This window comes from Bacillus sp. FSL K6-0073 (genome assembly GCF_038006085.1).
GTDB classification, from domain to species: domain Bacteria; phylum Bacillota; class Bacilli; order Bacillales; family Bacillaceae_G; genus Bacillus_A; species Bacillus_A cereus.
The window spans coordinates 2,101,690-2,122,863 of record NZ_JBBOUN010000001.1 but is presented as its reverse complement, the minus strand read 5'-3'; the positions used below and the strand labels follow the sequence as shown (position 1 = coordinate 2,122,863).

Here is a 21,174-nt window from a genome sequence, read left to right as displayed (position 1 = left end):
GTTCAAGAGATTGTCAAAAATTCCGGAAAAAATATAAAAAAGTGAACATCTAATCAGTGTGGAGGGCTCACATCCTTCACTGACTGTTAAATTACTTCCTTGCTTCTAGCAAAGTTTAAGATGAAGTACAGATAATAATGAGCTTGCAAAAAATTTCTTATATAATAGAGACAGTAATTTGGGAGTAGTTAAATTTAATATACCTAAATCGTTAAATGAGTTAATAAATGAAAATACAATACTTTAAATCCACCATATCAAGGGCAACTATCCTGAAAATAGTTGAACAAAAAACGCTAGGAAATCCATATGAATTGTCAGCAACTTGGATTGAATCAATAGAAGAATACAACAAGAATGGCAGGATTTTAAGATAATAATACAAGGAGTATATTATGAAATTAGAACCGCTTTACGCAGAAAACATTATAGTAGCCGTCATATATAAAAATGAGTTTAGATGGTATGTAACAGATAAAGAACTATGGTTTTTAGATTATAATAAATTAGATAATGCATATAAAAATTTAGGTATAAGCATTGAAGATAATGACGAAACGGAAGAAAGAAATGGAATAAAAGTATTAGATCATGAAAATGTAGAAGTATTTTTAGTAAGGATTAATCAATATAAAACAACTAAAGAAGAATTAAATTATTTACTACTTGAAAATATTAAAAGGAAAAATGCAGGAGAAGATCTATTAGATTTTAGTCCAATCTTATTAATTAACTTTGATAATAAAATACTATATTCAATGTTTCCAGAACCGGCATCCTACGAAAACTATGTACCAAAAGATTGGAGTGGTACATATGAAGATTTCACTGAATTCATACCTACATCAGAGAAATATTGGATAGATAAGTTTAATAATAATCTACTTTTACTATAATTTAAGTAGGAAAATAGTGATGATAGTATAAGAATTTATTACCTTAATAGAGCTTATGAGATTAATAGAGAAGTAAATAGAGTCACTAAAGCCAGAAATAAAGGAGTAAAATAGTCATGAAATATCCATATAGTTTTGAAGTGCTTAACAGTAGTGATTTAGTTATGAGACTTCCTCAAGAAATTAAACTTGTTGAAACTTTTTTAGGAATTGAAGTTACAGCTTTTGGAGATTGGATTTTAGAAGAAATACATAATGTTTTAAACGGAGAAAAAAATTATGTAGTAGTAAATGGCAATATTTGTGGTTTAGAAATTCGGAACGACACAACTACTGTGTTAGACAATTTAGCCGAAGATGGTAAAGGAGAATATTGTGAGATTGAAACAATGGAATTGGTAGAATTAATTCATATTTGGTTAAATAAACGAAAAGAATATAAGAAAGATAAAAAATAAAAGAGTGTAATAATTTAAATAGCTGACCTCTTCATGTGAAGTCGACTTTATTTTTTATTCATATACATTTTAATCACAAGGCATATTAATATATGTTCCAAACTTTACGCGTAGGGTTTCCTACGCTATTTATTTTGCTCATTGAGGACAATCTTTCCTTCCCTTCCTATATGTTTTACCCACAACAATAGTTTATATCAAGATATATTTTACATAAAACTACAAATCATTATTTACTGTATTGCCCTTAGTTACGGAAACAATTATACTAGATATAATCAAAATAAATAATCTGAATATTCTCAGAATTAAAGGTGGAAGTTTTACTATCTACAAATAGAATTAGAAATATGTCCACTAAATAGATTAGAAAACGATAATAACATTAGGAGGATTACGATGCCCCAGCTTGATTCATTACATCCCACTGTAGAAAAAATAATCAATAATATTGAAAAAATAATGGTCGGAAAACGAAAAGAAACGATCTTAGCTTTGACAGCTCTCTTAGCTGAAGGTCATGTGCTATTAGAAGATGTTCCTGGTGTCGGAAAAACAATGCTAGTACGTGCTCTTTCTAAATCCATTGATGCTGATTATAAGCGAATTCAATTTACACCTGATTTATTGCCGTCAGATGTAACAGGAGTTTCTATTTATAATCCGAAAGAGCTCCAATTTGAGTTCAAGCCTGGACCAATTATGGGGAATTTTGTACTTGCTGATGAAATTAATCGTACATCTCCAAAGACACAATCTGCTTTACTTGAATGTATGGAAGAAGGAAATATTACAATAGATGGTATTACAAGACCTTTACCAAAGCCGTTCTTTGTCATGGCTACACAAAATCCGGTCGAATATGAAGGAACATATTCTCTACCAGAAGCTCAGCTCGATCGTTTCTTATTGAAACTAAAAATGGGATATCCTACACCAGAAGAAGAATTTGAAATTTTAAACCGGATGGAAAAAACAAATCCACTCTCTCAATTACAGACCATTACTACAATACAAGAATTAATTTATTTACAACAAAGCGTACGGGTAGTAAGTATGGACAAAGCAATTAAGCATTACATTGTAAAGCTTGTTAATCAGACTCGTACGTACAGTTCTATACAGTTAGGTGCAAGTCCACGTGGTTCGATTGCTTTAATGAAAGCTTCACAAGCTTATGCATTTATCCATGGCAGGAATTATGTTATTCCAGACGATGTTAAACTTTTAGCCCCTTACGTTTTAGCACATAGACTCATTATAAAAATGGAAGCAAAATTTGAAGGAATAACTGGCGAACAAGTTATCGCAAAAATCGTTGCACGAACTACCGTGCCTACTCAAAGGACAATGAACCCTTGATGAAACGAATGCTGCGAGCGCTATATCACGTTATGAAGTTATTGCTACTCCCTTTATGCCTAGTCTTAACATTTGTGTACGCTATGTTTCAAGGAGGGTTTGTCAGTTGGTTTTTATTTTACAGCATAATTCCCATTGCTCTTTATTCACTACTACTCCCCTTCTACGCTTTACGGGACGCTGAAGTAAAGCGAATAACAAACCAAAATGGATATGTAGTAGGAGAACAATTTGTAAGCACGATTACAATAAAAAGAAAATTTCCTTTTCCCTTACTTTATTTAGTTATAGAAGATGAACTGCCACCACAATTTATAAGTTGTAAACAAATAAAGATGAATAAGGTAGTACTCTTCCCAGGATTGAAACGAAATATTTCGTTTCAATATGTTATTGACACAATCCCTAGAGGCGAGCACACTTTTTCAAGCGTTCGTGTCAAAACTGGCGATTTATTCGGCATGATGGAGAAAGAAGTAACTTTTTCAGTTCCAGATACATTTTTAGTCTATCCCCAGTATGTAGATATAGCGTATCGACAATTGGAAAATCATTTCGAACAAGGAGCGCTTTCAGCAAATATAAATTCAGCAAAAGACTCTACAATCTCGGTCGGTGTCAGAGACTATAAACCTGGCGATCGCTTTTCATGGATCGATTGGAAAGCAACTGCACGAACAAACAATATTATGACAAAAGAGTTTGAACAACAGCGCAGCCATAATATCATGATATTCATAGACAGAACCGAGTCTCTTCTATTCGAATCAGTCGTCACATTTACTGCCTCTATCGTAAGGGCTGTCTTGAAACAAAATTCACCAGCATCATTCGTGTCTATCGGAAAAGAACAAACTATTTTCCCTTTAGACAATGGAGATACGCAGTTACAACAAATCCTTTGTCATTTAGCAAAAGTACAAGCAGACAGTGTATTCCCGCTCTCCCAGAGTGTAGACATGGAACTAAGAAAAATTTATGAGCCCGTCACGGTTATACTCGTGACCAGTAATCTTTCTCCCGATATTCAAAAGGCGGCTGATTGTGCTGCTATAAGAAATAGAAAATGTATGGTTTTTGTCGTGAAAGAAAAAGCGAATCAACTTTCACACCGAGAACTCAGTATACTAGAAACTCTAAAAAAACGACAAATATTTGTAAACACGGTTTATGAAAACCGGTATACAAACGTGTTTTTTGAGGTGAGCAAATGATGATATTACAAGCAAAATACAAGTGGGATACGAACAGATTCTTCATGCATGCATGTGTATTTCTTCTTTTACTAGAATGGCTAAGACCTCTTATAGGTATTACAAATGTAGGTAGATTAGATATTTTCGTAACATTTATAGGAATTTGCTTCGCTCTCTCTTTTTTTCAAACGAGGTGGCAGATTCCTATAAAAATTGTCACAGTCTTATTTATCATTCATTCCCTATATTATAAAAATGCTTTTATAAATCCATCTTGGCTAACAACATTCTTTTCTAATATGTTTCGAAATTCCTCCCTGTTTTTCCAAGGGAATTTACTAGATATTTCTCCAGTTTTTCCGACGGTTTTATTTTTTCTCTCATTTTGGTTTTTGAGTTCTTTCACTTCATTTTGGATTATTCATAAAAAACGTGGGTTTCTATTCCTTGTATTGACTATTATTTATATCGCAACTTTTCATAACTTACATTTATACAATGCAAACTACGCTATTATTCGTACTGTTGGCATCGGCTTTTTTATGCTTAGTCTTCTTCAAGTAGAACGAATAAAAGAACGTGAACACTTACAAAATTATGCTAGAGAAATCTCAAAATTACTTAGACCACTTACAATATTTATCGTATTATTAGCAACCATTGCATACTTTGCTCCAAAATTTGGCCCTCAATGGCCAAACCCAATGGATTTTTTAAAATTCAACACATCTGAAGCAAGTAAAGAACAAAAAATTTCTACAATTGGGTATGGTTTAGATGACTCGCGATTAGGCGGTCCTTTTAAGGCGGATCCTACAATTGTTTTCACAGCACGAACGCAAAACAAACAATATTGGAGAGTAGAAACAAAAGATTTTTATACAGGAAAAGGCTGGGAAATTTCTGAAAATCCGAAAAAGATTTCTTTTAAAAATAAAAACGACGTCGTAAGCTGGTACGAACAAAATACAAAAATGAAAACGACTGAGGCAACAATTACCATGCAAAAAAGTTACCCTCACCTTACCTATCCAGCAGGATTAGTATCAGTTGAGGCTGCTTCTGATGTATCATACAGTGTTGACTCGTTTTCAGAAAAAATTTATACAATGAATGGAGACTCTTCTACTACTTTACATTCGTATAAAGTAACATATGAGATCCCTGAGTTTTCCATAGAAAACTTGAAAGCTGTAAAAACAAATGAAGGTCAAGAAACAAATCCTTATTTTATGACAAAGTACACACAACTTCCCAAGTCATTACCACAGCGCGTAAAAGACTTGGCTGTCAATCTTACAAATGATAAAGACAACCGATATGATAAAGTATTAGCTATTGAAAATTACTTTACAGACAACTCTTTTACATACGAATCAACGAATGTCTTATTCCCTGCCAAGAGCCAAGATTATGTAGATCAATTCCTTTTCGATACAAAAAGCGGCTACTGTAATAATTTTTCGACGTCTATGATTGTACTACTTCGTTCTACCGGGATTCCTGCTCGCTGGGTAAAAGGCTATACAGAAGGAACTCTTGACAATACACTTGCCTCTGCAGAAGGTGAGGATGTTTATACAATCACGAACGATAATGCACACTCTTGGGTCGAAGTATATTTCCCAGGATACGGATGGATTCCATTCGAACCAACAAAAGGATTTACTAATCCCTATAATTTTATAAATAATACGCCTGCTCCTATTTCACAAAATAGCGAAGCAAATAATTCTAATAACACGCAAATACAACAACGAAATAATGAAGCAAAACTTAAAAGTTTAATAAAAAATACAGAAGAAGCTTCTACTAAAAAGGTCACAAATTCTCAAACTAGTTTGTCTTTGTGGTACGTATTCCTCTCTACGATACTAATTAGTATTATGGGATACATTCTCTTCACCACTAGAATGATATGGAGGACATTTCTTATTATTCATTTCTATAAATACCGAAAAGATGATGCTGTTTATCAAAAAGCTTACGGTGCACTTTTAAAACAATTTGCGAGAATTGGCATGCCACGGGGTGAAAGTCAAACATTCCGAGAATACGCTCTCCATATCGATACACTTTACAACTCGGCCGATATGCAACAACTTACTGCCAGTTATGAGAATGCTATGTATAAACAGGGGCAGGCTGCAGCAGAATGGAAGAAATCCGTACACTTATGGGAAGTGCTTATGAAAAAAGCAGCTTCTCTACCTAAATCAGATGGCTTTGATACAGTAATTTAATCTTGAAAATGTGAGTTTAAAGAAAACGTCTCAAAGAACTACATTGTTCTTTGAGACGTTTTTTAATAAAGTGAAACTCCTAATTATTCTCCAAGTACCTTCTCAATCTCAACCTCTAAATCTACCGGCTTCGTCTGTGGCGCAAAACGCCCTACTACTTTCCCGTCTTTTCCAATTAAAAACTTCGTAAAATTCCATTTCACTGCTTTCATACCGAGTAAACCTGGTGCTTGTTCTGTCATGTATGTATATAAAGGATGAGCCTTATCACCTTTCACATCAACCTTTGCAAACATTGGGAAGTTTACACCGTAGTTTAATTCACAAAAACTAGTAATGTCCGCTTCTGTACCTGGTTCTTGTCCTCCAAATTGGTTACAAGGGAATCCGAGTATTTCAAGTCCTTGGTCTTTATATTTATCATACACCTCTTGTAATCCTTTATATTGCGGTGTGAAACCACATTTACTAGCTACATTTACAATAAGAAGTGCTTTTCCTTCGTAATCTTTTAACGATTTTTCTTCACCGGTAATTGTTTTAGCTGAAAAATCATAAACTGTCATTGTCTTTGCCCCTCTCTTCACTATCATTCTATGTTTATACTATACTACATTCGTGAATATACATCTCTTATTACGTACTTATAAGATATAATGATAACGCTTTATTTCCGTTCAAAATTCGACACATACTACTAGACTTTTATGATGGAAAGTTTTACAATTGAAATGTGAACAAAATGTGACAGTTTATATTCCATTATAAAAGAAAAGGATGGTGTCCATTATGAAAACTGCACAACATGAAACGATTTCAAATCGCGAGTTTTATTTCGTACTATATATGATGTTATTGTATGTTACTGGCTGGGTAATCGATGTAAATGGTTTATTCTTAAGCTCCTACTTTAATTTAGCAGGAGAAATTATGCTTCCATTAGTAGGCGGGATTGTTGGACTGTTCATTATGTCTATTAATAAACAACAAACGAAATAATAATATTACAAAAAGGCAGAAGACGAGCTTCGTTTTCTGCCTTTTTTCTATTTTAGCGTATAATAGAAACATGCAGTATATAAGGAGTGGTAAATATGAAAAAAGTAGAGCAATTATCTTCTCACCTATATCTGATTGATGATTTCGATTTACAACATAATGAACGAACTGGTACGTACGTTTTATTAGGTGACGATATTACTTTAATTGAAACTTGTGCAGCCCCTTCTCTTCCGTATATTTTAGAAGGCTTACAACAATTACATATTGATTTAAACGCAGTTAAAAACATTATCGTTACACACGTTCATTTAGATCACGCAGGGGCTGCTGGTTTAATGATGGAAAAGTGCCCAAATGCTACTTTATATGTGCATTCTCGCGGTGCTCGTCATATGATTGACCCAACAAAACTCATTTTAGGTGCAAAAGCTGTATACAAAGAAGATTTTGATAAACTATTTGATCCAATTCTTCCTATAGAAGAAGAACGTGTTCGTATTGTACAACATGGTGATACGTTAAAAATTGCCGAAGAACGTATCCTTACATTTTACGATACACCGGGGCATGCTAAGCACCATATTAGCATTCACGATTCATTAACAAACGGGGTTTTCACTGGTGATACAATTGGAATTTATTATAGAGAACTCGCAAACGTTGGTGTAGAACTGTATCTACCATCAACGTCCCCTTCACAATTTCAACCAGATGCGATGATTGCTTCTAAAAATCATATTCAAAGTATGGATGTAGATACTATTTATTTCGGTCATTACGGCGCATCCTCTCATGTTACAGAAGTATACAATCAACTGGAACATTGGCTACCTATTTTCGTTCAGACTGGTAAGGAAGTCTTTGAAAAGTATAATGATTTCGATGAAGCGACTAAAGCTTTACAAACTTTGTTAATGGATAAAATCTCTTCTCATCTTACAAAGTTAAACGTTCCATCAGATCATTCCGTTTATAATATTTTACATCTAGATATAGAAATTAGTGCAATGGGCATTATTGATTATTTCACGAAGCAAGAAAAAGCAAACTCCACTATTAACTAACAGTAAAAGAAGAGATATACAACAGTAGTTATTGTATATCTCTTCTTTTTTTGAATATATTTTGAGTAAAGGATGGTGGAATATAATGCAAAAAGTGATGCTATACCTCTGCTTTACATTATTTATCGTCTTATTATTATTTGTAGGAGTAAAAATTCAATTTTATTTAGATACAGACACGCAAGTGAACTTTAACGTTTATCCAAGATTATTCTACTTTACACTCTTCCCTCTTATAGTTGGCATTTTATTACGATTCCTTCAATCTATTAATCGCGAAACAAGTAAACAAAACTGGAGCTTTCAACCGGATAAATTTATTGCTATTACAGTGCCTACACTATTCATTTCCTTTTCCCCAGCACTACTCTTTTCACCACTTGCAGAATACCTACCTTATTTAGTTAATATTATTCTAATAAATACAACTTTTGTTACGATAATTAGTTTAATAGCTGGTTATTCCCTTTTAGATTGTTTTATACAAAAAGATACTGCAAATATGAAAAAATATAATTGAACACTCTTTTTTTGTTTTAATAAAAAAGCTCAAAGCTAAAGCATTGAGCTTTGAGCTTATCTCACCTTTTCATCTACATACTCCATAAACTGCTCCGCTTGAATAAATCTTTCTTTGTACGCCTCAGGTACTTCTTCTACTTTCATCCCACCAGTTGATTTTGTCTTCACTTGTACGATTTCATATGTCATTAAAGCTTCCACATAACGGTCAAACTCTTTTTGTGTTAATACTTCTTTACTAGACTTATGACCATTTAATTTATCAAAGTATGGCTGAAGACCCATACTTACCTTTTTCATTTCTTCTCTTTTTGCTGGTGATAATTGATCATAATCAATATTACCGTTCGAATCTCCGTATGCAAGCTTTGCATTTGTTAATTTTTTTAGTTCTTTTGTAAACTCTTCATATTCTTTCGCACCCATTTCATTTTTTGCCTCTGATAATTTTGCACTAAAACGCATATACGCCTCTAATGTCATCGTTCCGGCATGTTTTTTTAAATTCTCGAAAGATCCGTATATACCATCCGCCATAATAGATTGATACGCAAAACCAGTCGTCGGGATTAAAAGAGCTGCTGCAAGTACTCCTGCGATAAGGCGTTTCTTCCTCTTACTCCGCCCGTGCTTCATTTTTATTTGTACAATTACTTTTTCTTTTAAATCCGGCGGGGCAACAATACCCTTTGCTTCTTCTTGTATAGATTCCCTAACTCTACAATCTAAACTCATTTCACATTCCCTACCTCTCCTAAAAAGATTTCTTCTACTTGCTCTTTTTGACGTAGTTTCTTTAATGCCGCATGAATTCTAGATTTCACTGTACCAATTGGAATATGTAATATTTGTGCTACTTCTTCTTGTGAATAATCGTGTAAGTATCTTAAGATAATAACTTGTTTCAATTTATACGGTAATTTATGAATGAGTTCAATTAGTTTTTGGTTTGATATTTTACTTACAACAGCGTTAGAAAAATCAATTTGTACTGGTTTTCTTTGCTCGTCTGCTTTTTTTATAATGCGTAGTCGCATCCACCTCTTTCTTCTATATGAATGAATTTGTTTAATCGCAAGTCCAATTAGCCAAGGACGAAATGGCTTCTCGCTATCATACTTACGAAGCGATTCATATAGTTGTATGTATATTTCTTGAACGACATCATCTACATCCGTTTTATCTTCAATTAAAAAATGTGCTGTTTTATATACTTCTTGAATCGTTTTATCATACAACTTGCTATATGCTTCTTTATTTCCTGATAAAGTTAATTGGATTAAATGTGCGTAATCTATTTCACCCTTCATATTCCAGCCCTCCTTTGTCTTACACTATATATTGGCAGGTAATTCATATTTCGTTCGATTTTTTTAAAGTTTTTTTATATAAATTAATATTATGATTCATTGAGTTCATAAGCTTCACTTATAACCACACATAACTATTATATATTTTTCCAATTTCTGATAAAGATTTAAAATAATTTATATAGTCAAATTTAGGAGGATATATGATGAAAGCTATCGTTGTAACGTCGTTCGGTGGTCCTGAAGTGATGAAATATACAGATTTGGATATACCAGCTATTTCAGAAGATCAAGTTTTAATTCGCGTTGTTGCTACTAGTGTAAATTTCGCTGATATTAAATCACGTTATGGTAAAAAAGGAAATAAAGCACTACCTTTTATTCCAGGTATAGATGCCACTGGTATTGTAGAACGTGTCGGTTCTCATGTGAAAAATATTCACCCTGGACAACGTGTCATTGCTTTTCCTCAAAATGGATCTTACGCAGAATACGTTGTTGCAAATGAAAATCTTACTTTCGTATTACCCCATGAAGTTGACTTTCAAACTGCAGCCGCTTGTCCAATCGTATCTTTTACAAGCTATAATTTACTCGCAAATGTTGCAAGGATTCAACAAGGTGAATCTGTACTCATTCATGCAGCTGCTGGCGGAATTGGCACTACTGCTATTCAACTTGCTAAACTATTAGGGGCTAGGACAGTTATAGGCACTGTCGGAAGTGAAGCAAAAAAAGAAATTGCTTTAGATGCTGGAGCTGATTATGTAATTTGTCATCAAGCTGAAGATTTTGTAGAGAAAGTCAATGGGCTGACAAACGGAGAAGGAGTGAATATCATTTTGGACTCTATTTCTGGAACTGTTTCTGAAAGAAGTTTAAACTGCCTTGCTGATTACGGTCGCCTCGTTCATTTCGGTAATGCTAGCGGTGAAATTGGTAACTTTCAAACGAAAGATTTACATGCAAGTTGTCGCTCTATACTCGGTTTTAGCTTTGGAACCACACGAAAAAAGCGTCCTGAACTGCTCCAAGAAACTGCAAATGAAGTTTTCCGTTATTTGCGTGACGGACGTTTACAAATTAAGTCTACGAAATCTTTTCCACTTCAAAATGCAGGGAAAGCACATGAATGGGTCGAAAGTAGAAAAAGTACAGGGAAAGTAATACTAACTGTTTAGTCCTCTTCCTGAAATGAATACTGGAAACAGAGGTGGCATTCATGGGATCACGAATTATGCATGTTATTATCGCTAGTGGTATTGCTGAGAAACTATCAATTCACGATAAGACTTCTTTCTTACTTGGAGCTGTAGCCCCTGATGCTGTTCATTCAAAAAAAGAAAAAGGAACCTCACATTTTTATACCGGTACAACGAAGAACTATACGAGAAGAATAGATTATGATTCATTTTTTCATAAATATGAATCACATATAGATTCCCCATTTATTTTAGGCTATTATACCCACCTCATTGCCGATGATAATTGGCTAAGTGGATTTTTTCTACCTTGGCTAAAAAATAGAATAGAGAATGACGAAACTATCGCACCCCTGTACTATAACGATTTTAAATTGTTAAATGCAAAGTTGCTTCATCATTACGATCAAGAACAACAGCTTTTCTCTCTTCTCAATCAAGAGGCTCACATTGTGGATATTGAAGAGGTTTCTAAAGAAAACGTTTTAGAATTTCGAAAGTATCTTTTTGAAGATATGTTATATCCAAAGCAACATTTGCATGAAGACTTACAGGTATTTACGTTTGACCAAATCGTTGGCTATATTGAGACAGCTATTGAAAAAGGAGTATTTTTTATTAAACAACTCTCTAATGAAAAATCCACTTCAAAAATTTAATCCCCCTCAAATATATTTGAGGGGGATTTTCACATAGCAATATTATTATTGGTTCTTCTCCATAACCGCAAAATAATTCCCTTCGCTATCAGCAAAGTTAAACACTTTACCAGAAGGCATGGTTACCATTTCTCCAACAGTAACATTTTTATTTGTTAAATCTGTATATAATTGATCAAGATTTTCTGAGAAGAACATTAGGGACGGTGTACCAAGATTCAATTCTGGGCTCATTTTCGAAATAACTTCTTTATTATGTAATATAATGCTCGTTTCTGCACCGCTTTTCGGAGCGATTTCAATCCATCTCATTCCTTGCTTATTATCTTCCTCTGCAACTACATGAAACCCTACCTTCTCCGTCCAAAAATTTACTGCCTCATCTTGATTATTTACATATAACATAATTTGTCCTACTTTATGGATCATTACATTTCCCCCTAATGGTTTTTATATTCTATGTAGCTTTCTACAAATACTATCGTTATTCCTTTTGAGTTGGTATGTACTTCTTTGCAAAATTTATCGACTGTTTCATCCCATCCAGTTCATCAAAATAATCATTTCTTTCAATCATGTTATATCCGTCGAATCCAATTTTATCTAATACTTTGAAGAATATATCGAAATCTACTTCACCATTCCCTGCTGCTACTTCTATATACTTACTTGAACTATTACTTTTCACTTCTTTACAATCTTTAATATGAGTTTGTACTATATAATCTTTTAATAGTAATAAACCTTCTAACGGATTTTCATTTACATCACTTATTAAATTTGCTGGGTCAAAGTTAACAGCTAGTCCTTTCGAGTTTGCAGTTTCTAAAAATCGTTTTAATACTATTGCTTTTTCAGATCCCGTCTCAATGGCGAAGAATCCTCCAACTCTGAACGCTAAGTCCCCTATTTCATTACAAACACGTAGCATTTTATCATAGTACTCACTATTTTCATCATCAGGGATTTTCCCAATATGGGCTGTTACTATGTTAGCTCCTAACCTTAACCCTTTATCAGTAATATATTTAAAACTCTCTATTACACATTCAGCTTCAGTTCCTATTATTCCATTTTCTCCGAAGCTAATTGCTAATGACGGGACTTGAATCTCATTAAAAGATAAGTTTTCTTTTAATGTATTCCATTGTATCTTTGAGATGTTAGCTAAGTTGAAAGTCGGATTCATAGCATATAATTGAATATATTCTAACCCCCATTCTCTCGCCTTTTTTATTCCTTCGTTTACTTCAATATATTTTGTATTCAAAAACATTCCTAATTTCCTATCCATATATGTACCTTCTTTTTATTATTTCGCATCATTTTAATATTCGACTTTTTTATATTATTTCCTCGTATAAACCAAATAAATAAACTACCCTTTTTTCGATACTCCCAGTAGAAGCATATATATGATAGGCACATTAAAAACACTAATACAATTCCCATTATCACTTGTTTACAAACAAAAAAGACGTAACTACAAATAGTTACGCCTTCTCCATCATTTATCTAGGCTTTTTCTTCCCAGTAAATGCTGGTTTCTTTTTCTTTGGTGCTTTCGGTTTCGTTTCTACGAATGATCCTTTGAACATTTCTTGCTTCGTAAATACGATGCCTAGTTTTTTCGCAAATTGCAGTAATTTGCGCTCTTCTTGTGGAGTTACAAGAGATACGACAGTTCCTTCTTTACCCATACGTCCAGTACGTCCTGAGCGGTGAATATATTGGTCTACTGTGTCTGGTAACTCTAGATGAATTACATGTGTTAAATCGTCAATATCGATACCGCGCGCTGCAATATCAGTAGCAAGTAGAATTTCTAATTTCCCTCCGCGGAAAGCACGCATTGTCGCTTCGCGCTCTTGTTTACTTGCTTCTGCATGAAGAGCCGCCGCTTTCATTTTACGGAATTTCAATTTCTCTGTAATTTCATCTAAACGGAATGGATCGTTTAAGAAAGCAACTGCTTTTACATCGCCCATATGCATAATTCTTCTTACGTAATCATTTTTTTCGCGTCGCTCACAAATGATATACGTATGCTCAACTAAGCTTTTTGATTCTGCACGTGTTACACGTACTAATTGTGGTTCCACTGCTAAATCACGTGCCGCATCTTCTGCCGCTTTTGTCATTGTCGCCGAGAAGAATACTAATTGACGATCGCGCATCGTTGATTTAATTACATCTTGCACTGCGCCCATCATTTTTTGCTTTACAATTTGATCAAACTCATCAAATACAATTGTTTTTACTTCATGCATTTTTAGCTTTTTCATACGAATTAATTCTAAAATACGGCCTGGTGAACCGACAATTACTCTTGGGTGTTTCTTTAATTTTTCAACTTGGCGCTTAATATCTGCACCACCAATTAAAGATGCACCTGAAATTTCAGTTCCTGCTGTAAACTTTTGAACCTCTTCATGAATTTGCATTACAAGTTCACGTGTTGGAGCTAAAACAACAACTTGTGGCTGTTTTACTTCAGGATTAATTTTATGTAAAAGTGGTAATAAGTACGCTAATGTTTTTCCTGTTCCAGTTGGAGATTCAGCTATAACGTCTTGTCCTTCTAAAATAGTTGGAATCGCTTGTTTTTGAATTTCAGTTAACTCTTTAAAACCAGCCTTCTCCCAAGCTTGTTGTAAAAATGGTTGCATATCTTTTATCATTTGTTTTTCTCCTTTATCTCTATTTTTGAAGAAAATGCTGTATTGTTCGCACCGTTTCTATCATGTGTGAAATAACAGCTATTAAATCATCAACATGGTCTTCTGTAATCGCTTTTTGAAATAGAACCTCTACCTTATTATGATATGAAATCGCTTGCTTATTATATTCGTATGAAACTTTCTGCATAATCATTCTTTCTTTTCCCCATATAGAACGCATTAATGTTTCAATTTCTTCGCATTTTACTTCTGGTTGTTCTAACGGGAATGAAAATGCTAGCTTCATTTCACAACCTGGTGTAAACTGAGGCACTTCTAGTATTTCACCAGACAAGTTCTTTGCATCCACAGATAATGAAAATGTTGCTTCTACTAATGGTTCAAACGGTTCTGTTAATTGAAATGAGATATGATATATACGACTTAATGAAGCAAGATCCATCATATCTTTTCGATCTGTTACAAGAATATCTCCATGTAGATCAAAATCATACACAGCACCTTCTACGATTACTTTTAAATTGTCAAAAGCAGTTGGATCAAACATAATTTCCTCCAAAAAACAGGCGCCTTTCGATGGAAAGGCGCCACTTGATGTATATATAGTTTACAGATAAACGAGATGAATTACAACCTTTTAGAATAAACCTACTGCTTTTCCATCTTCATTTACATCCATTTGAAGTGCTGCTGGTTGTTTTGGAAGACCTGGCATTGTTAACATTGTACCTGTTAACGCAACGATAAAACCTGCACCGATAGATGGTTTTAACTCACGAATTGTAACAATAAAGTCAGATGGACGACCTAATTTTGTTGCATCGTCAGAAAGAGAGTATTGTGTTTTCGCCATACAAACTGGTAGGTTACTCCAACCTTCTCCTTCATATTGAGCTAATTGCTTACGTGCTTTCGGAGCAAATTCAATATCTTTTGCGCCATATACTTTTTGAGCAATTGTACGAATTTTTTCTTCTAAGGGTAATTCTAATTCATAAAGTGGTGCGTAGTTGTTTTCACCTTTTTCGATTTCTTTTAGTACTTTTTCAGCAAGGTCAACTCCGCCTTGGCCACCTTTCTCCCAAACTTCTGTTAAGGATACTGCATAGCCACGCTCATTACACCACTCTTGTAAGTATGTAACTTCTGCATCTGTATCTGTAATGAATTTATTAATTGCAATTACGAAAGGCACACCGAAGCTTTGAATTGTTTCAACATGCTTCTGTAAGTTTTCCATACCTTTTGCTAATGCATCTACATTTTCTTCTTTTAATTGATCTTTTGCAACGCCGCCATGCATTTTAAGCGCACGAATCGTCGCAACAATAACAACTGCTTCTGGTTTAATGCCAGCTGCACGAGCTTTAATATCTAAAAACTTCTCAGCGCCTAAATCAGCACCGAATCCAGCTTCTGTAATAACATAATCACCTAATTTTGCTGCCATTGTTGTAGCGATAACACTGTTACAACCGTGAGCGATATTCGCAAATGGTCCGCCATGAATGATAGCTGGTGTATTTTCTAACGTTTGTACTAAGTTCGGCTTTAATGCGTCTTTTAATAATAGTGTTAACGCACCTTCTACACCTAAATCTTTAACCGTTACAGGTTGATTTGCAAAGTTATAGGCAACTACGATGCGAGATAAACGTGCTTTTAAGTCTTGAATATCTGTTGCAAGGCAGAACACGGCCATAATTTCAGATGCTACTGTAATGTCAAAACCGTCTTCACGTGGTACACCTTGTACAGGTCCACCAAGACCAATTACTACGTTACGAAGGGCACGATCATTTAAGTCAACGCAGCGTTTCCAAACGATTTTACGCGTATCAATTCCAAGTGTGTTTCCTTGTTGGATATGATTATCAATAAACGCTGCTAATGCGTTATTGGCAGTTGTGATCGCATGGATATCTCCAGTAAAGTGAAGGTTAATGTCTTCCATTGGTACGACTTGTGAAAAACCGCCACCTGCTGCTCCACCTTTTAATCCCATCGTCGGTCCAAGAGATGGTTCACGAAGTGCAATTACTGTTTTCTTACCAATTTTGTTAAAAGCTTGACCTAAACCAACTGTTACTGTTGATTTACCTTCTCCAGCTGGAGTTGGGTTAATTGCTGTTACTAAAACAACTTTACCGTCTTTCTCATCTTGTAAGCGCTTAAAAATATCAAGAGATAACTTACCTTTATAATGCCCGTATGGCTCTAATTCATCTTCTAAAATATTTAAATCAGCTGCAATTTCTTGAATCTTCTTCATACTCGCTTCTTGTGCGATTTCAATATCGGATTTCACTGTTGTAGTAGTTGTCATATACCCTAGTCCCCCTTTAATTGGTTCTGATGATATTGTATCAGTTTTTTGTATTTTCTGCACTTATTTACCTCCTAAAAATTCTTTCATTTCTTTATACGTTTTTTAACATAAATACCCATAAGAATGTTAACGATTGTTGCAACTCTGTAGGTAGTTGACCTAACATCTTCTCGTTTACTCCGCGCTTATATACGCCGATGCCATCTACAACTTTAAAACCTTGTTCTTTCGCTAACTGTTCAAATTCCCAAGGCATCATTGTATTACAAACAACGTCTTTTCCGTACAAGCGAGGATAACTATTCTCTCGTGGCTTTGCTGTCGGTCCTAAAATTGCAATACATGCATATCCATCTTTCTTTAACACACGCTTTATTTCATTTAACGCTCGTAATGGCTCTTCCGTCCATTCTAAAGAATTAATTGCCATAATTGATTCAAATTGCTCATTTTCAAATGGTAATGCAGAAAGATCTCCTTTTATAAAAGATAAATTCGGTCCTTCTCCGCGTTCCTTACCTTTTTGAATCATCACTTCCGATAAATCTACTCCCACTGCTTTATAGCCTGCGCGACTTAATTTATATGTACCGTACCCATCACCACAACCAACATCGAGCACTAGTGCTTCTTTCTTCACGTATTGTTCAAAAAACGGAATAATTGTGCTCCTACTCCCGCTGTCCCACATCTCTTGACTATTTTGATTCCAAAACTCTGCACTACTATCCCATTTCTTTTCTGCTGATTCATGCCAATTAAATTTCGTCATACATTCCCCTACCTTCACGTATTATCATTCATTTCATTCTACATCATTTTCCAAAATTCCTGTTTTATCCCGCTTGCAGTAAGATACCTACCTCAAAATTCAATGGATGCGGACCAGTTAATGGGAGAGAACTGCTCATAAAAATCCAATTGTTGCTGGCTGATAATCAGTCCTAGTGGAAAAAATCCCACACTTTATCTTCACTAGGAGATGGATATGTTAACGATGGAATGCGTATTCTCCAATTTTTGCTTTACTTGGGTTTAACTCATACTCATGCTCTTCTCATTTTGAAAGATACTATAGATACACCCAATTGAAAGAGAGGGATGTACATGCGAAGAAAAAGAAATCATCATTTTAAAAGTGGTGAAAAAAACGAAGAGTATGCTGCTGAAATATCACCAGCTGGCATTCCAATTAGACATAAGCGTAAAGAAATTGCAAATGAGATAGAAGGTACAAATACCGGCGCAATGGTAGGCTATGTCGCTTTATTTCTTTCGTTATTCTCCATTGCTTTTTATCCCGTTACGCTCGGCTCCCTAGCAATTTTAGTTGGCTTATTAGCTGTCAATTTCGGAGCAAGAACACTTGGATATACAGCAATTGGTTTTGGTAGTTTTTCTGTTTTATTTACTTTACTTTATCCGCTTGCTTTGTCAGCGTTTTAAAAAAACACACCAAGTTATACTTGGTGTGTTCATTCGTGATACAACATAATATGACCGCATCCACAACAATGTTTCGCTGTAATTTCTTGAAACACTGGATAATTTTCTTCATCTCGATGCTCAATAAATACTTTTTCAAATCGATACATGTTTGGTGCATATGCCCAATCTTGTTTCGTACGTGCATATAACGTTGAGGAAAAAAACTCCTCACCACCGCAAACGATACATGTGTTCTTCATCGCTATCCCTCCTATGCTTGTCTTACTTCATCTATATGAACATAAGCATAAAAAAAAGACCTTCTATTACTAGAAAGTCTTCTCTGAAACAAAAAGAAATGTACCAAACATTCCTACTCCGCTATATTCTTTTGAAACACCAGCTTCTGTTTTAAATGTTTGCTTTACAGTCATAAAGAATACACCATTTCGTGCATCTGTACTTTCAAATTGTAGTTTTTCTTTTTTACCATCTACATTTTGCGTGCATTCAAAACTACTCTCATTACAATTCAACGCATACTTATCCTCTACATACACTTTAAAATCTGATTCTTTCGGACAAGTTATAAGTAATATTGCCACGAGAATAATACTTATAATACCCACAATTGTATAATATTTCTTCATTTGTACTCCTTTCAAATGACAAGAAAACTTGACTTCATACGCCAAGTTTTCTTAGTCAACAACCCATTGCCACTCTTGTTCTTTCTTATCAAAAATGAGCCAACCTGTTTCTGTTGCTTCCTCTTTCAATTCATCGATATTATCTAACACCTCATCCGTACTTTCATACGAACCAACTACATATACCGGAATTTCAAGACCTCTTCTTGACTCAATCTTCCCTGCTAGATCTATGTAAAGACCATCTTCCATTAGTGGAATCAGTCCCATGATCAATTCTTTTGAAATTGCTGGGAAAATTTTTGATTTTTGGAAGAAAGAAAAACGTTTCTTACCGAAAGCACCGAGTTTATACGGAATGACTTTACTTAACATTCCTACAAAATCAGCAATTCTACGATAATACACTTTGTTGTACCATCCGTCATCATGTGAAAAATAAACAAATCGATTTTTCAACAGCGGAAAGAATGTTCTTGCAAGTGGTTCTTTTTTGTGAGCCAAATATAATAATTCTGCAATTTCTTTCGGCTCTAATTCATCTAAATCGCTTGCATCATCAAAATCTACCCAACAAAATTCATCAAATTCATCAATCTCTGCTTGAATTAACTTATGTATATTTTCTTCCTCAACATATTCAAATAAAGTATGATAATGAAAATCCGTCCATTCAAAGTTGTGCTTCAAAAGCAACACTTGATGAAGCGGTGAAGGGATGTTACTCGCAAACTCTTTAAACGTAATTCCTGATGTAATAAAACAATGACCTCGACGATTACCATTAATATATATCATATTCTTTACTTGGTCAGATCCTCCAGACAAAGCACCTAGCCACCTTCGTTTTATATGTTTCAATTCTATAGCATATTTTAACATGAAAAATTTTAGAAACATAGAAAAAACTTCAAAAACTATTTACAATTTCATGTGTTTTATTACATAGTGATTACAAGAAAAAACGCCTGCTCATAAGCAGGCGTTTTTAAAGGATTTCATCTGGGTTTTGAGGATGATGATTTCCCTCTTTCTTTTCTTCTTTTTGGAACATCGATTGAATTTTATCAATTGTTTGTGGAGCTAATTCAATCATTTTTTCTGCTAAATGTGTCGCATTTTGTAGATGAAGAATATTTACTCCATCTTTATTCACCACAAGAAATGCTACTGGTGTAATAGAAACACCACCCGCGCTACCGCCACCAAATGCAGCGTTACCGTTTGCTCTTTGTCCATCATTCGTTTGGAAATCAGAACCTCCTGCTCCAAAACCGAACGCTACTTTAGAAACCGTTAACACCACACCACCGTCAGCCGTTTGAACAGGCTCTCCAACAATCGTATTTACATCAACCATTTCTTTTAAATTTTCCATTGCTGCTTTCATTAACCCTTGAATTGGATGATCCACCGTTCATAACCTCCTTTGTCATATCTTTCCTAGTTTTTCCGAAAGTTTGTGAACTAAACATAAAATTTAATATTGATTTCAAAAAACTTAAGTTGTAATATTTAGAAAAATAAAAAAAGAGGTCGATTCGTTATGATGCGAAAATTAACAAAGAAAGATCATGAACAAGTATTCGCTTATCTAAAAGAAGAAGAAGCCCTTAACTTGTTTATTATTGGAGATATTGAAGCTTTCGGTTATGACACAGATTTTCAAGAATTATGGGGAGTATTTAAAGAGAATGGAACATTAAAATCAATTTTACTCCGATTCCACGATTCATTTATACCATATAGTAAAGAAGACTTTGTTACCACTGATTATGAGGCACTTCTTTCCGCATATAAGCCACTTAAACTCTCTGGTAAGTCAACTATCGTAGAACAATTTGAAACTGCTTCAAATATAGAACTAGGTACTAAAAATGAAATGTATTTTTGCGAATGTCTAAATGACAACAACTTACCTGACACGCCTATTCATGAAACGATTAAACTTGCGTCACTCCATGATATAGAACGAATTATGAAATTACGAAGTGACATTGCTGAATTTCCGACTACCAATGAATCAGAGAAAATATTAAGGCAGGCTATCGAAACGAATACAGGACGCACATACTATATTGAAAAAGACGGCGTGATCATCGCATCCGCCTCTACTTCCGCTGAAAATTCATTATCCGCTATGGTAGGACAGGCGAGTTAATTCACCCGAGG

The 21,174-nt window shown here is 34.5% G+C and carries 24 protein-coding genes and 1 pseudogene; 12 read left to right on the top strand and 13 right to left on the bottom strand.

What is annotated here, in order from left to right; translation table 11 throughout:
* Positions 1 to 395: 395 nt before the first annotated feature.
* From MHB52_RS11180 to MHB52_RS11160, 5 genes are all read left to right on the top strand, one after another.
* Positions 396 to 896 carry a hypothetical protein gene (locus MHB52_RS11180; RefSeq protein ID WP_044797210.1) on the top strand — a complete coding sequence of 167 codons (501 nt, stop codon included), beginning with the start codon at positions 396 to 398 and terminating at the stop codon, positions 894 to 896.
* A 116-nt stretch (positions 897 to 1,012) separates the two neighbouring features.
* Entirely contained in the window at positions 1,013 to 1,354 is a 342-nt protein-coding gene (locus MHB52_RS11175) for a hypothetical protein (RefSeq protein ID WP_000877039.1), read from the top strand.
* Positions 1,355 to 1,753: 399 nt separating this feature from the next.
* A complete protein-coding gene (locus tag MHB52_RS11170) occupies positions 1,754 to 2,716 on the top strand; it encodes an AAA family ATPase (RefSeq protein WP_001135808.1) in 963 nt (320 codons plus the stop codon).
* Complete coding sequence (locus MHB52_RS11165; protein ID WP_016117693.1) at positions 2,716 to 3,930, top strand: DUF58 domain-containing protein; 1,215 nt, start codon at positions 2,716 to 2,718, stop codon at positions 3,928 to 3,930. Before MHB52_RS11170 ends, MHB52_RS11165 begins: the two co-directional genes overlap by 1 nt.
* The gene (locus MHB52_RS11160) at positions 3,927 to 6,155 is read left to right on the top strand and encodes a transglutaminase TgpA family protein (protein WP_016117692.1); all 2,229 of its coding nucleotides are present in this window, start codon (positions 3,927 to 3,929) and stop codon (positions 6,153 to 6,155) included. The genes MHB52_RS11165 and MHB52_RS11160 overlap by 4 nt, the downstream gene beginning before the upstream one ends.
* 83 nt (positions 6,156 to 6,238) lie before the next feature.
* On the opposite strand, the gene bsaA is transcribed toward MHB52_RS11160, so the two are convergent.
* Complete coding sequence (gene bsaA, locus MHB52_RS11155) at positions 6,239 to 6,721, bottom strand: glutathione peroxidase (protein ID WP_000219434.1); 483 nt, start codon at positions 6,719 to 6,721, stop codon at positions 6,239 to 6,241.
* 223 nt (positions 6,722 to 6,944) lie between these two features.
* Here bsaA and MHB52_RS11150 point away from each other — a divergent pair, with 223 nt between their 5' ends.
* The 3 genes from MHB52_RS11150 (at position 6,945) to MHB52_RS11140 (ending at position 8,741) form a co-directional block, all read left to right on the top strand.
* Entirely contained in the window at positions 6,945 to 7,154 is a 210-nt protein-coding gene (locus MHB52_RS11150; protein WP_000844984.1) for a DUF3925 domain-containing protein, read from the top strand.
* 95 nt (positions 7,155 to 7,249) lie between these two features.
* Positions 7,250 to 8,221 (top strand): MBL fold metallo-hydrolase, encoded by a 972-nt coding sequence (locus tag MHB52_RS11145; protein WP_061663723.1) that lies wholly within the window; start codon positions 7,250 to 7,252, stop codon positions 8,219 to 8,221.
* 85 nt (positions 8,222 to 8,306) lie between these two features.
* Positions 8,307 to 8,741 (top strand): hypothetical protein, encoded by a 435-nt coding sequence (locus tag MHB52_RS11140; RefSeq protein WP_001174544.1) that lies wholly within the window; start codon positions 8,307 to 8,309, stop codon positions 8,739 to 8,741.
* Between the two features lie 56 nt (positions 8,742 to 8,797).
* Here the strand turns inward: MHB52_RS11140 and MHB52_RS11135 are convergent, their stop codons facing one another.
* Together MHB52_RS11135 and MHB52_RS11130 are read right to left on the bottom strand one after the other, a co-directional pair.
* Positions 8,798 to 9,478, bottom strand: coding sequence for a DUF3600 domain-containing protein (locus MHB52_RS11135; protein ID WP_000050677.1), 681 nt, complete (start codon positions 9,476 to 9,478; stop codon positions 8,798 to 8,800).
* Entirely contained in the window at positions 9,475 to 10,053 is a 579-nt protein-coding gene (locus MHB52_RS11130) for a sigma-70 family RNA polymerase sigma factor (RefSeq protein ID WP_061663721.1), read from the bottom strand. Before MHB52_RS11130 ends, MHB52_RS11135 begins: the two co-directional genes overlap by 4 nt.
* Positions 10,054 to 10,259: 206 nt before the next feature.
* Between MHB52_RS11130 and MHB52_RS11125 the strand changes: the two genes are divergently transcribed.
* Positions 10,260 to 11,234 (top strand): quinone oxidoreductase family protein, encoded by a 975-nt coding sequence (locus MHB52_RS11125; RefSeq protein ID WP_016117689.1) that lies wholly within the window; start codon positions 10,260 to 10,262, stop codon positions 11,232 to 11,234.
* Positions 11,235 to 11,275: 41 nt separating this feature from the next.
* Positions 11,276 to 11,914 carry a zinc dependent phospholipase C family protein gene (locus tag MHB52_RS11120; protein ID WP_016117688.1) on the top strand — a complete coding sequence of 213 codons (639 nt, stop codon included), beginning with the start codon at positions 11,276 to 11,278 and terminating at the stop codon, positions 11,912 to 11,914.
* Positions 11,915 to 11,959: 45 nt separating this feature from the next.
* On the opposite strand, the gene MHB52_RS11115 is transcribed toward MHB52_RS11120, so the two are convergent.
* The 6 genes from MHB52_RS11115 to MHB52_RS11090 all read right to left on the bottom strand — a co-directional run bounded on the left by MHB52_RS11115 (position 11,960) and on the right by MHB52_RS11090 (position 17,696).
* Positions 11,960 to 12,343, bottom strand: coding sequence for a VOC family protein (locus MHB52_RS11115; protein WP_000581467.1), 384 nt, complete (start codon positions 12,341 to 12,343; stop codon positions 11,960 to 11,962).
* 55 nt (positions 12,344 to 12,398) lie between these two features.
* Complete coding sequence (locus MHB52_RS11110; RefSeq protein ID WP_016117686.1) at positions 12,399 to 13,208, bottom strand: sugar phosphate isomerase/epimerase family protein; 810 nt, start codon at positions 13,206 to 13,208, stop codon at positions 12,399 to 12,401.
* Positions 13,209 to 13,425: 217 nt separating this feature from the next.
* Positions 13,426 to 14,595, bottom strand: coding sequence for a DEAD/DEAH box helicase (locus tag MHB52_RS11105; protein ID WP_000588613.1), 1,170 nt, complete (start codon positions 14,593 to 14,595; stop codon positions 13,426 to 13,428).
* A 19-nt stretch (positions 14,596 to 14,614) separates the two neighbouring features.
* A complete protein-coding gene (locus tag MHB52_RS11100; RefSeq protein WP_000460219.1) occupies positions 14,615 to 15,142 on the bottom strand; it encodes a hypothetical protein in 528 nt (175 codons plus the stop codon).
* Positions 15,143 to 15,232: 90 nt separating this feature from the next.
* Positions 15,233 to 16,921 (bottom strand): formate--tetrahydrofolate ligase, encoded by a 1,689-nt coding sequence (locus tag MHB52_RS11095; protein ID WP_014482011.1) that lies wholly within the window; start codon positions 16,919 to 16,921, stop codon positions 15,233 to 15,235.
* A gap of 94 nt (positions 16,922 to 17,015) precedes the next feature.
* Entirely contained in the window at positions 17,016 to 17,696 is a 681-nt protein-coding gene (locus MHB52_RS11090; protein ID WP_000160041.1) for a class I SAM-dependent methyltransferase, read from the bottom strand.
* A 335-nt stretch (positions 17,697 to 18,031) separates the two neighbouring features.
* On the opposite strand from MHB52_RS11090, the gene MHB52_RS11085 reads away from it, so the two are divergent.
* Positions 18,032 to 18,370, top strand: coding sequence for a hypothetical protein (locus tag MHB52_RS11085; protein ID WP_001253201.1), 339 nt, complete (start codon positions 18,032 to 18,034; stop codon positions 18,368 to 18,370).
* A 29-nt stretch (positions 18,371 to 18,399) separates the two neighbouring features.
* Here the strand turns inward: MHB52_RS11085 and MHB52_RS11080 are convergent, their stop codons facing one another.
* The 4 genes from MHB52_RS11080 to ytfJ all read right to left on the bottom strand — a co-directional run bounded on the left by MHB52_RS11080 (position 18,400) and on the right by ytfJ (position 20,416).
* Positions 18,400 to 18,612, bottom strand: a complete 213-nt coding sequence (locus MHB52_RS11080; RefSeq protein WP_000798747.1) for a hypothetical protein — start codon at positions 18,610 to 18,612, stop codon at positions 18,400 to 18,402.
* 69 nt (positions 18,613 to 18,681) lie between these two features.
* Positions 18,682 to 19,002: a hypothetical protein gene (locus MHB52_RS11075; protein ID WP_000761171.1), complete on the bottom strand. Its 321-nt coding sequence runs from the start codon at positions 19,000 to 19,002 to the stop codon at positions 18,682 to 18,684.
* Between the two features lie 51 nt (positions 19,003 to 19,053).
* A complete protein-coding gene (locus tag MHB52_RS11070; protein ID WP_000014087.1) occupies positions 19,054 to 19,830 on the bottom strand; it encodes an oxalate:formate antiporter in 777 nt (258 codons plus the stop codon).
* A gap of 160 nt (positions 19,831 to 19,990) precedes the next feature.
* The gene (gene ytfJ, locus MHB52_RS11065; protein WP_000349986.1) at positions 19,991 to 20,416 is read right to left on the bottom strand and encodes a GerW family sporulation protein; all 426 of its coding nucleotides are present in this window, start codon (positions 20,414 to 20,416) and stop codon (positions 19,991 to 19,993) included.
* Between the two features lie 132 nt (positions 20,417 to 20,548).
* Between ytfJ and MHB52_RS11060 the strand changes: the two are divergent.
* Positions 20,549 to 21,148 (top strand): annotated as a pseudogene (locus tag MHB52_RS11060) (GNAT family N-acetyltransferase); the annotation flags it as partial.
* Positions 21,149 to 21,174 lie beyond the last annotated feature (26 nt).

Excerpts from the sequence above, each read along its gene's own strand:
- bsaA (WP_000219434.1), bottom strand. The coding sequence starts at position 6,721 with ATGACAGTTTATGATTTTTCAGCTAAAACAATTACCGGTGAAGAAAAA.
- MHB52_RS11150 (WP_000844984.1), top strand. The coding sequence starts at position 6,945 with ATGAAAACTGCACAACATGAAACGATTTCAAATCGCGAGTTTTATTTC.
- MHB52_RS11140 (WP_001174544.1), top strand. The coding sequence starts at position 8,307 with ATGCAAAAAGTGATGCTATACCTCTGCTTTACATTATTTATCGTCTTA.
- MHB52_RS11105 (WP_000588613.1), bottom strand. The coding sequence starts at position 14,595 with ATGATAAAAGATATGCAACCATTTTTACAACAAGCTTGGGAGAAGGCT.
- MHB52_RS11180 (WP_044797210.1), top strand. The coding sequence starts at position 396 with ATGAAATTAGAACCGCTTTACGCAGAAAACATTATAGTAGCCGTCATA.
- MHB52_RS11160 (WP_016117692.1), top strand. The coding sequence starts at position 3,927 with ATGATGATATTACAAGCAAAATACAAGTGGGATACGAACAGATTCTTC.
- MHB52_RS11165 (WP_016117693.1), top strand. The coding sequence starts at position 2,716 with ATGAAACGAATGCTGCGAGCGCTATATCACGTTATGAAGTTATTGCTA.
- MHB52_RS11170 (WP_001135808.1), top strand. The coding sequence starts at position 1,754 with ATGCCCCAGCTTGATTCATTACATCCCACTGTAGAAAAAATAATCAAT.
- MHB52_RS11100 (WP_000460219.1), bottom strand. The coding sequence starts at position 15,142 with ATGTTTGATCCAACTGCTTTTGACAATTTAAAAGTAATCGTAGAAGGT.
- MHB52_RS11120 (WP_016117688.1), top strand. The coding sequence starts at position 11,276 with ATGGGATCACGAATTATGCATGTTATTATCGCTAGTGGTATTGCTGAG.
- MHB52_RS11090 (WP_000160041.1), bottom strand. The coding sequence starts at position 17,696 with ATGACGAAATTTAATTGGCATGAATCAGCAGAAAAGAAATGGGATAGT.
- MHB52_RS11145 (WP_061663723.1), top strand. The coding sequence starts at position 7,250 with ATGAAAAAAGTAGAGCAATTATCTTCTCACCTATATCTGATTGATGAT.
- MHB52_RS11085 (WP_001253201.1), top strand. The coding sequence starts at position 18,032 with ATGCGAAGAAAAAGAAATCATCATTTTAAAAGTGGTGAAAAAAACGAA.
- MHB52_RS11135 (WP_000050677.1), bottom strand. The coding sequence starts at position 9,478 with ATGAGTTTAGATTGTAGAGTTAGGGAATCTATACAAGAAGAAGCAAAG.
- MHB52_RS11080 (WP_000798747.1), bottom strand. The coding sequence starts at position 18,612 with ATGAAGAACACATGTATCGTTTGCGGTGGTGAGGAGTTTTTTTCCTCA.
- MHB52_RS11130 (WP_061663721.1), bottom strand. The coding sequence starts at position 10,053 with ATGAAGGGTGAAATAGATTACGCACATTTAATCCAATTAACTTTATCA.
- MHB52_RS11095 (WP_014482011.1), bottom strand. The coding sequence starts at position 16,921 with ATGACAACTACTACAACAGTGAAATCCGATATTGAAATCGCACAAGAA.
- MHB52_RS11075 (WP_000761171.1), bottom strand. The coding sequence starts at position 19,002 with ATGAAGAAATATTATACAATTGTGGGTATTATAAGTATTATTCTCGTG.
- MHB52_RS11115 (WP_000581467.1), bottom strand. The coding sequence starts at position 12,343 with ATGATCCATAAAGTAGGACAAATTATGTTATATGTAAATAATCAAGAT.
- MHB52_RS11175 (WP_000877039.1), top strand. The coding sequence starts at position 1,013 with ATGAAATATCCATATAGTTTTGAAGTGCTTAACAGTAGTGATTTAGTT.
- MHB52_RS11110 (WP_016117686.1), bottom strand. The coding sequence starts at position 13,208 with ATGGATAGGAAATTAGGAATGTTTTTGAATACAAAATATATTGAAGTA.
- MHB52_RS11125 (WP_016117689.1), top strand. The coding sequence starts at position 10,260 with ATGAAAGCTATCGTTGTAACGTCGTTCGGTGGTCCTGAAGTGATGAAA.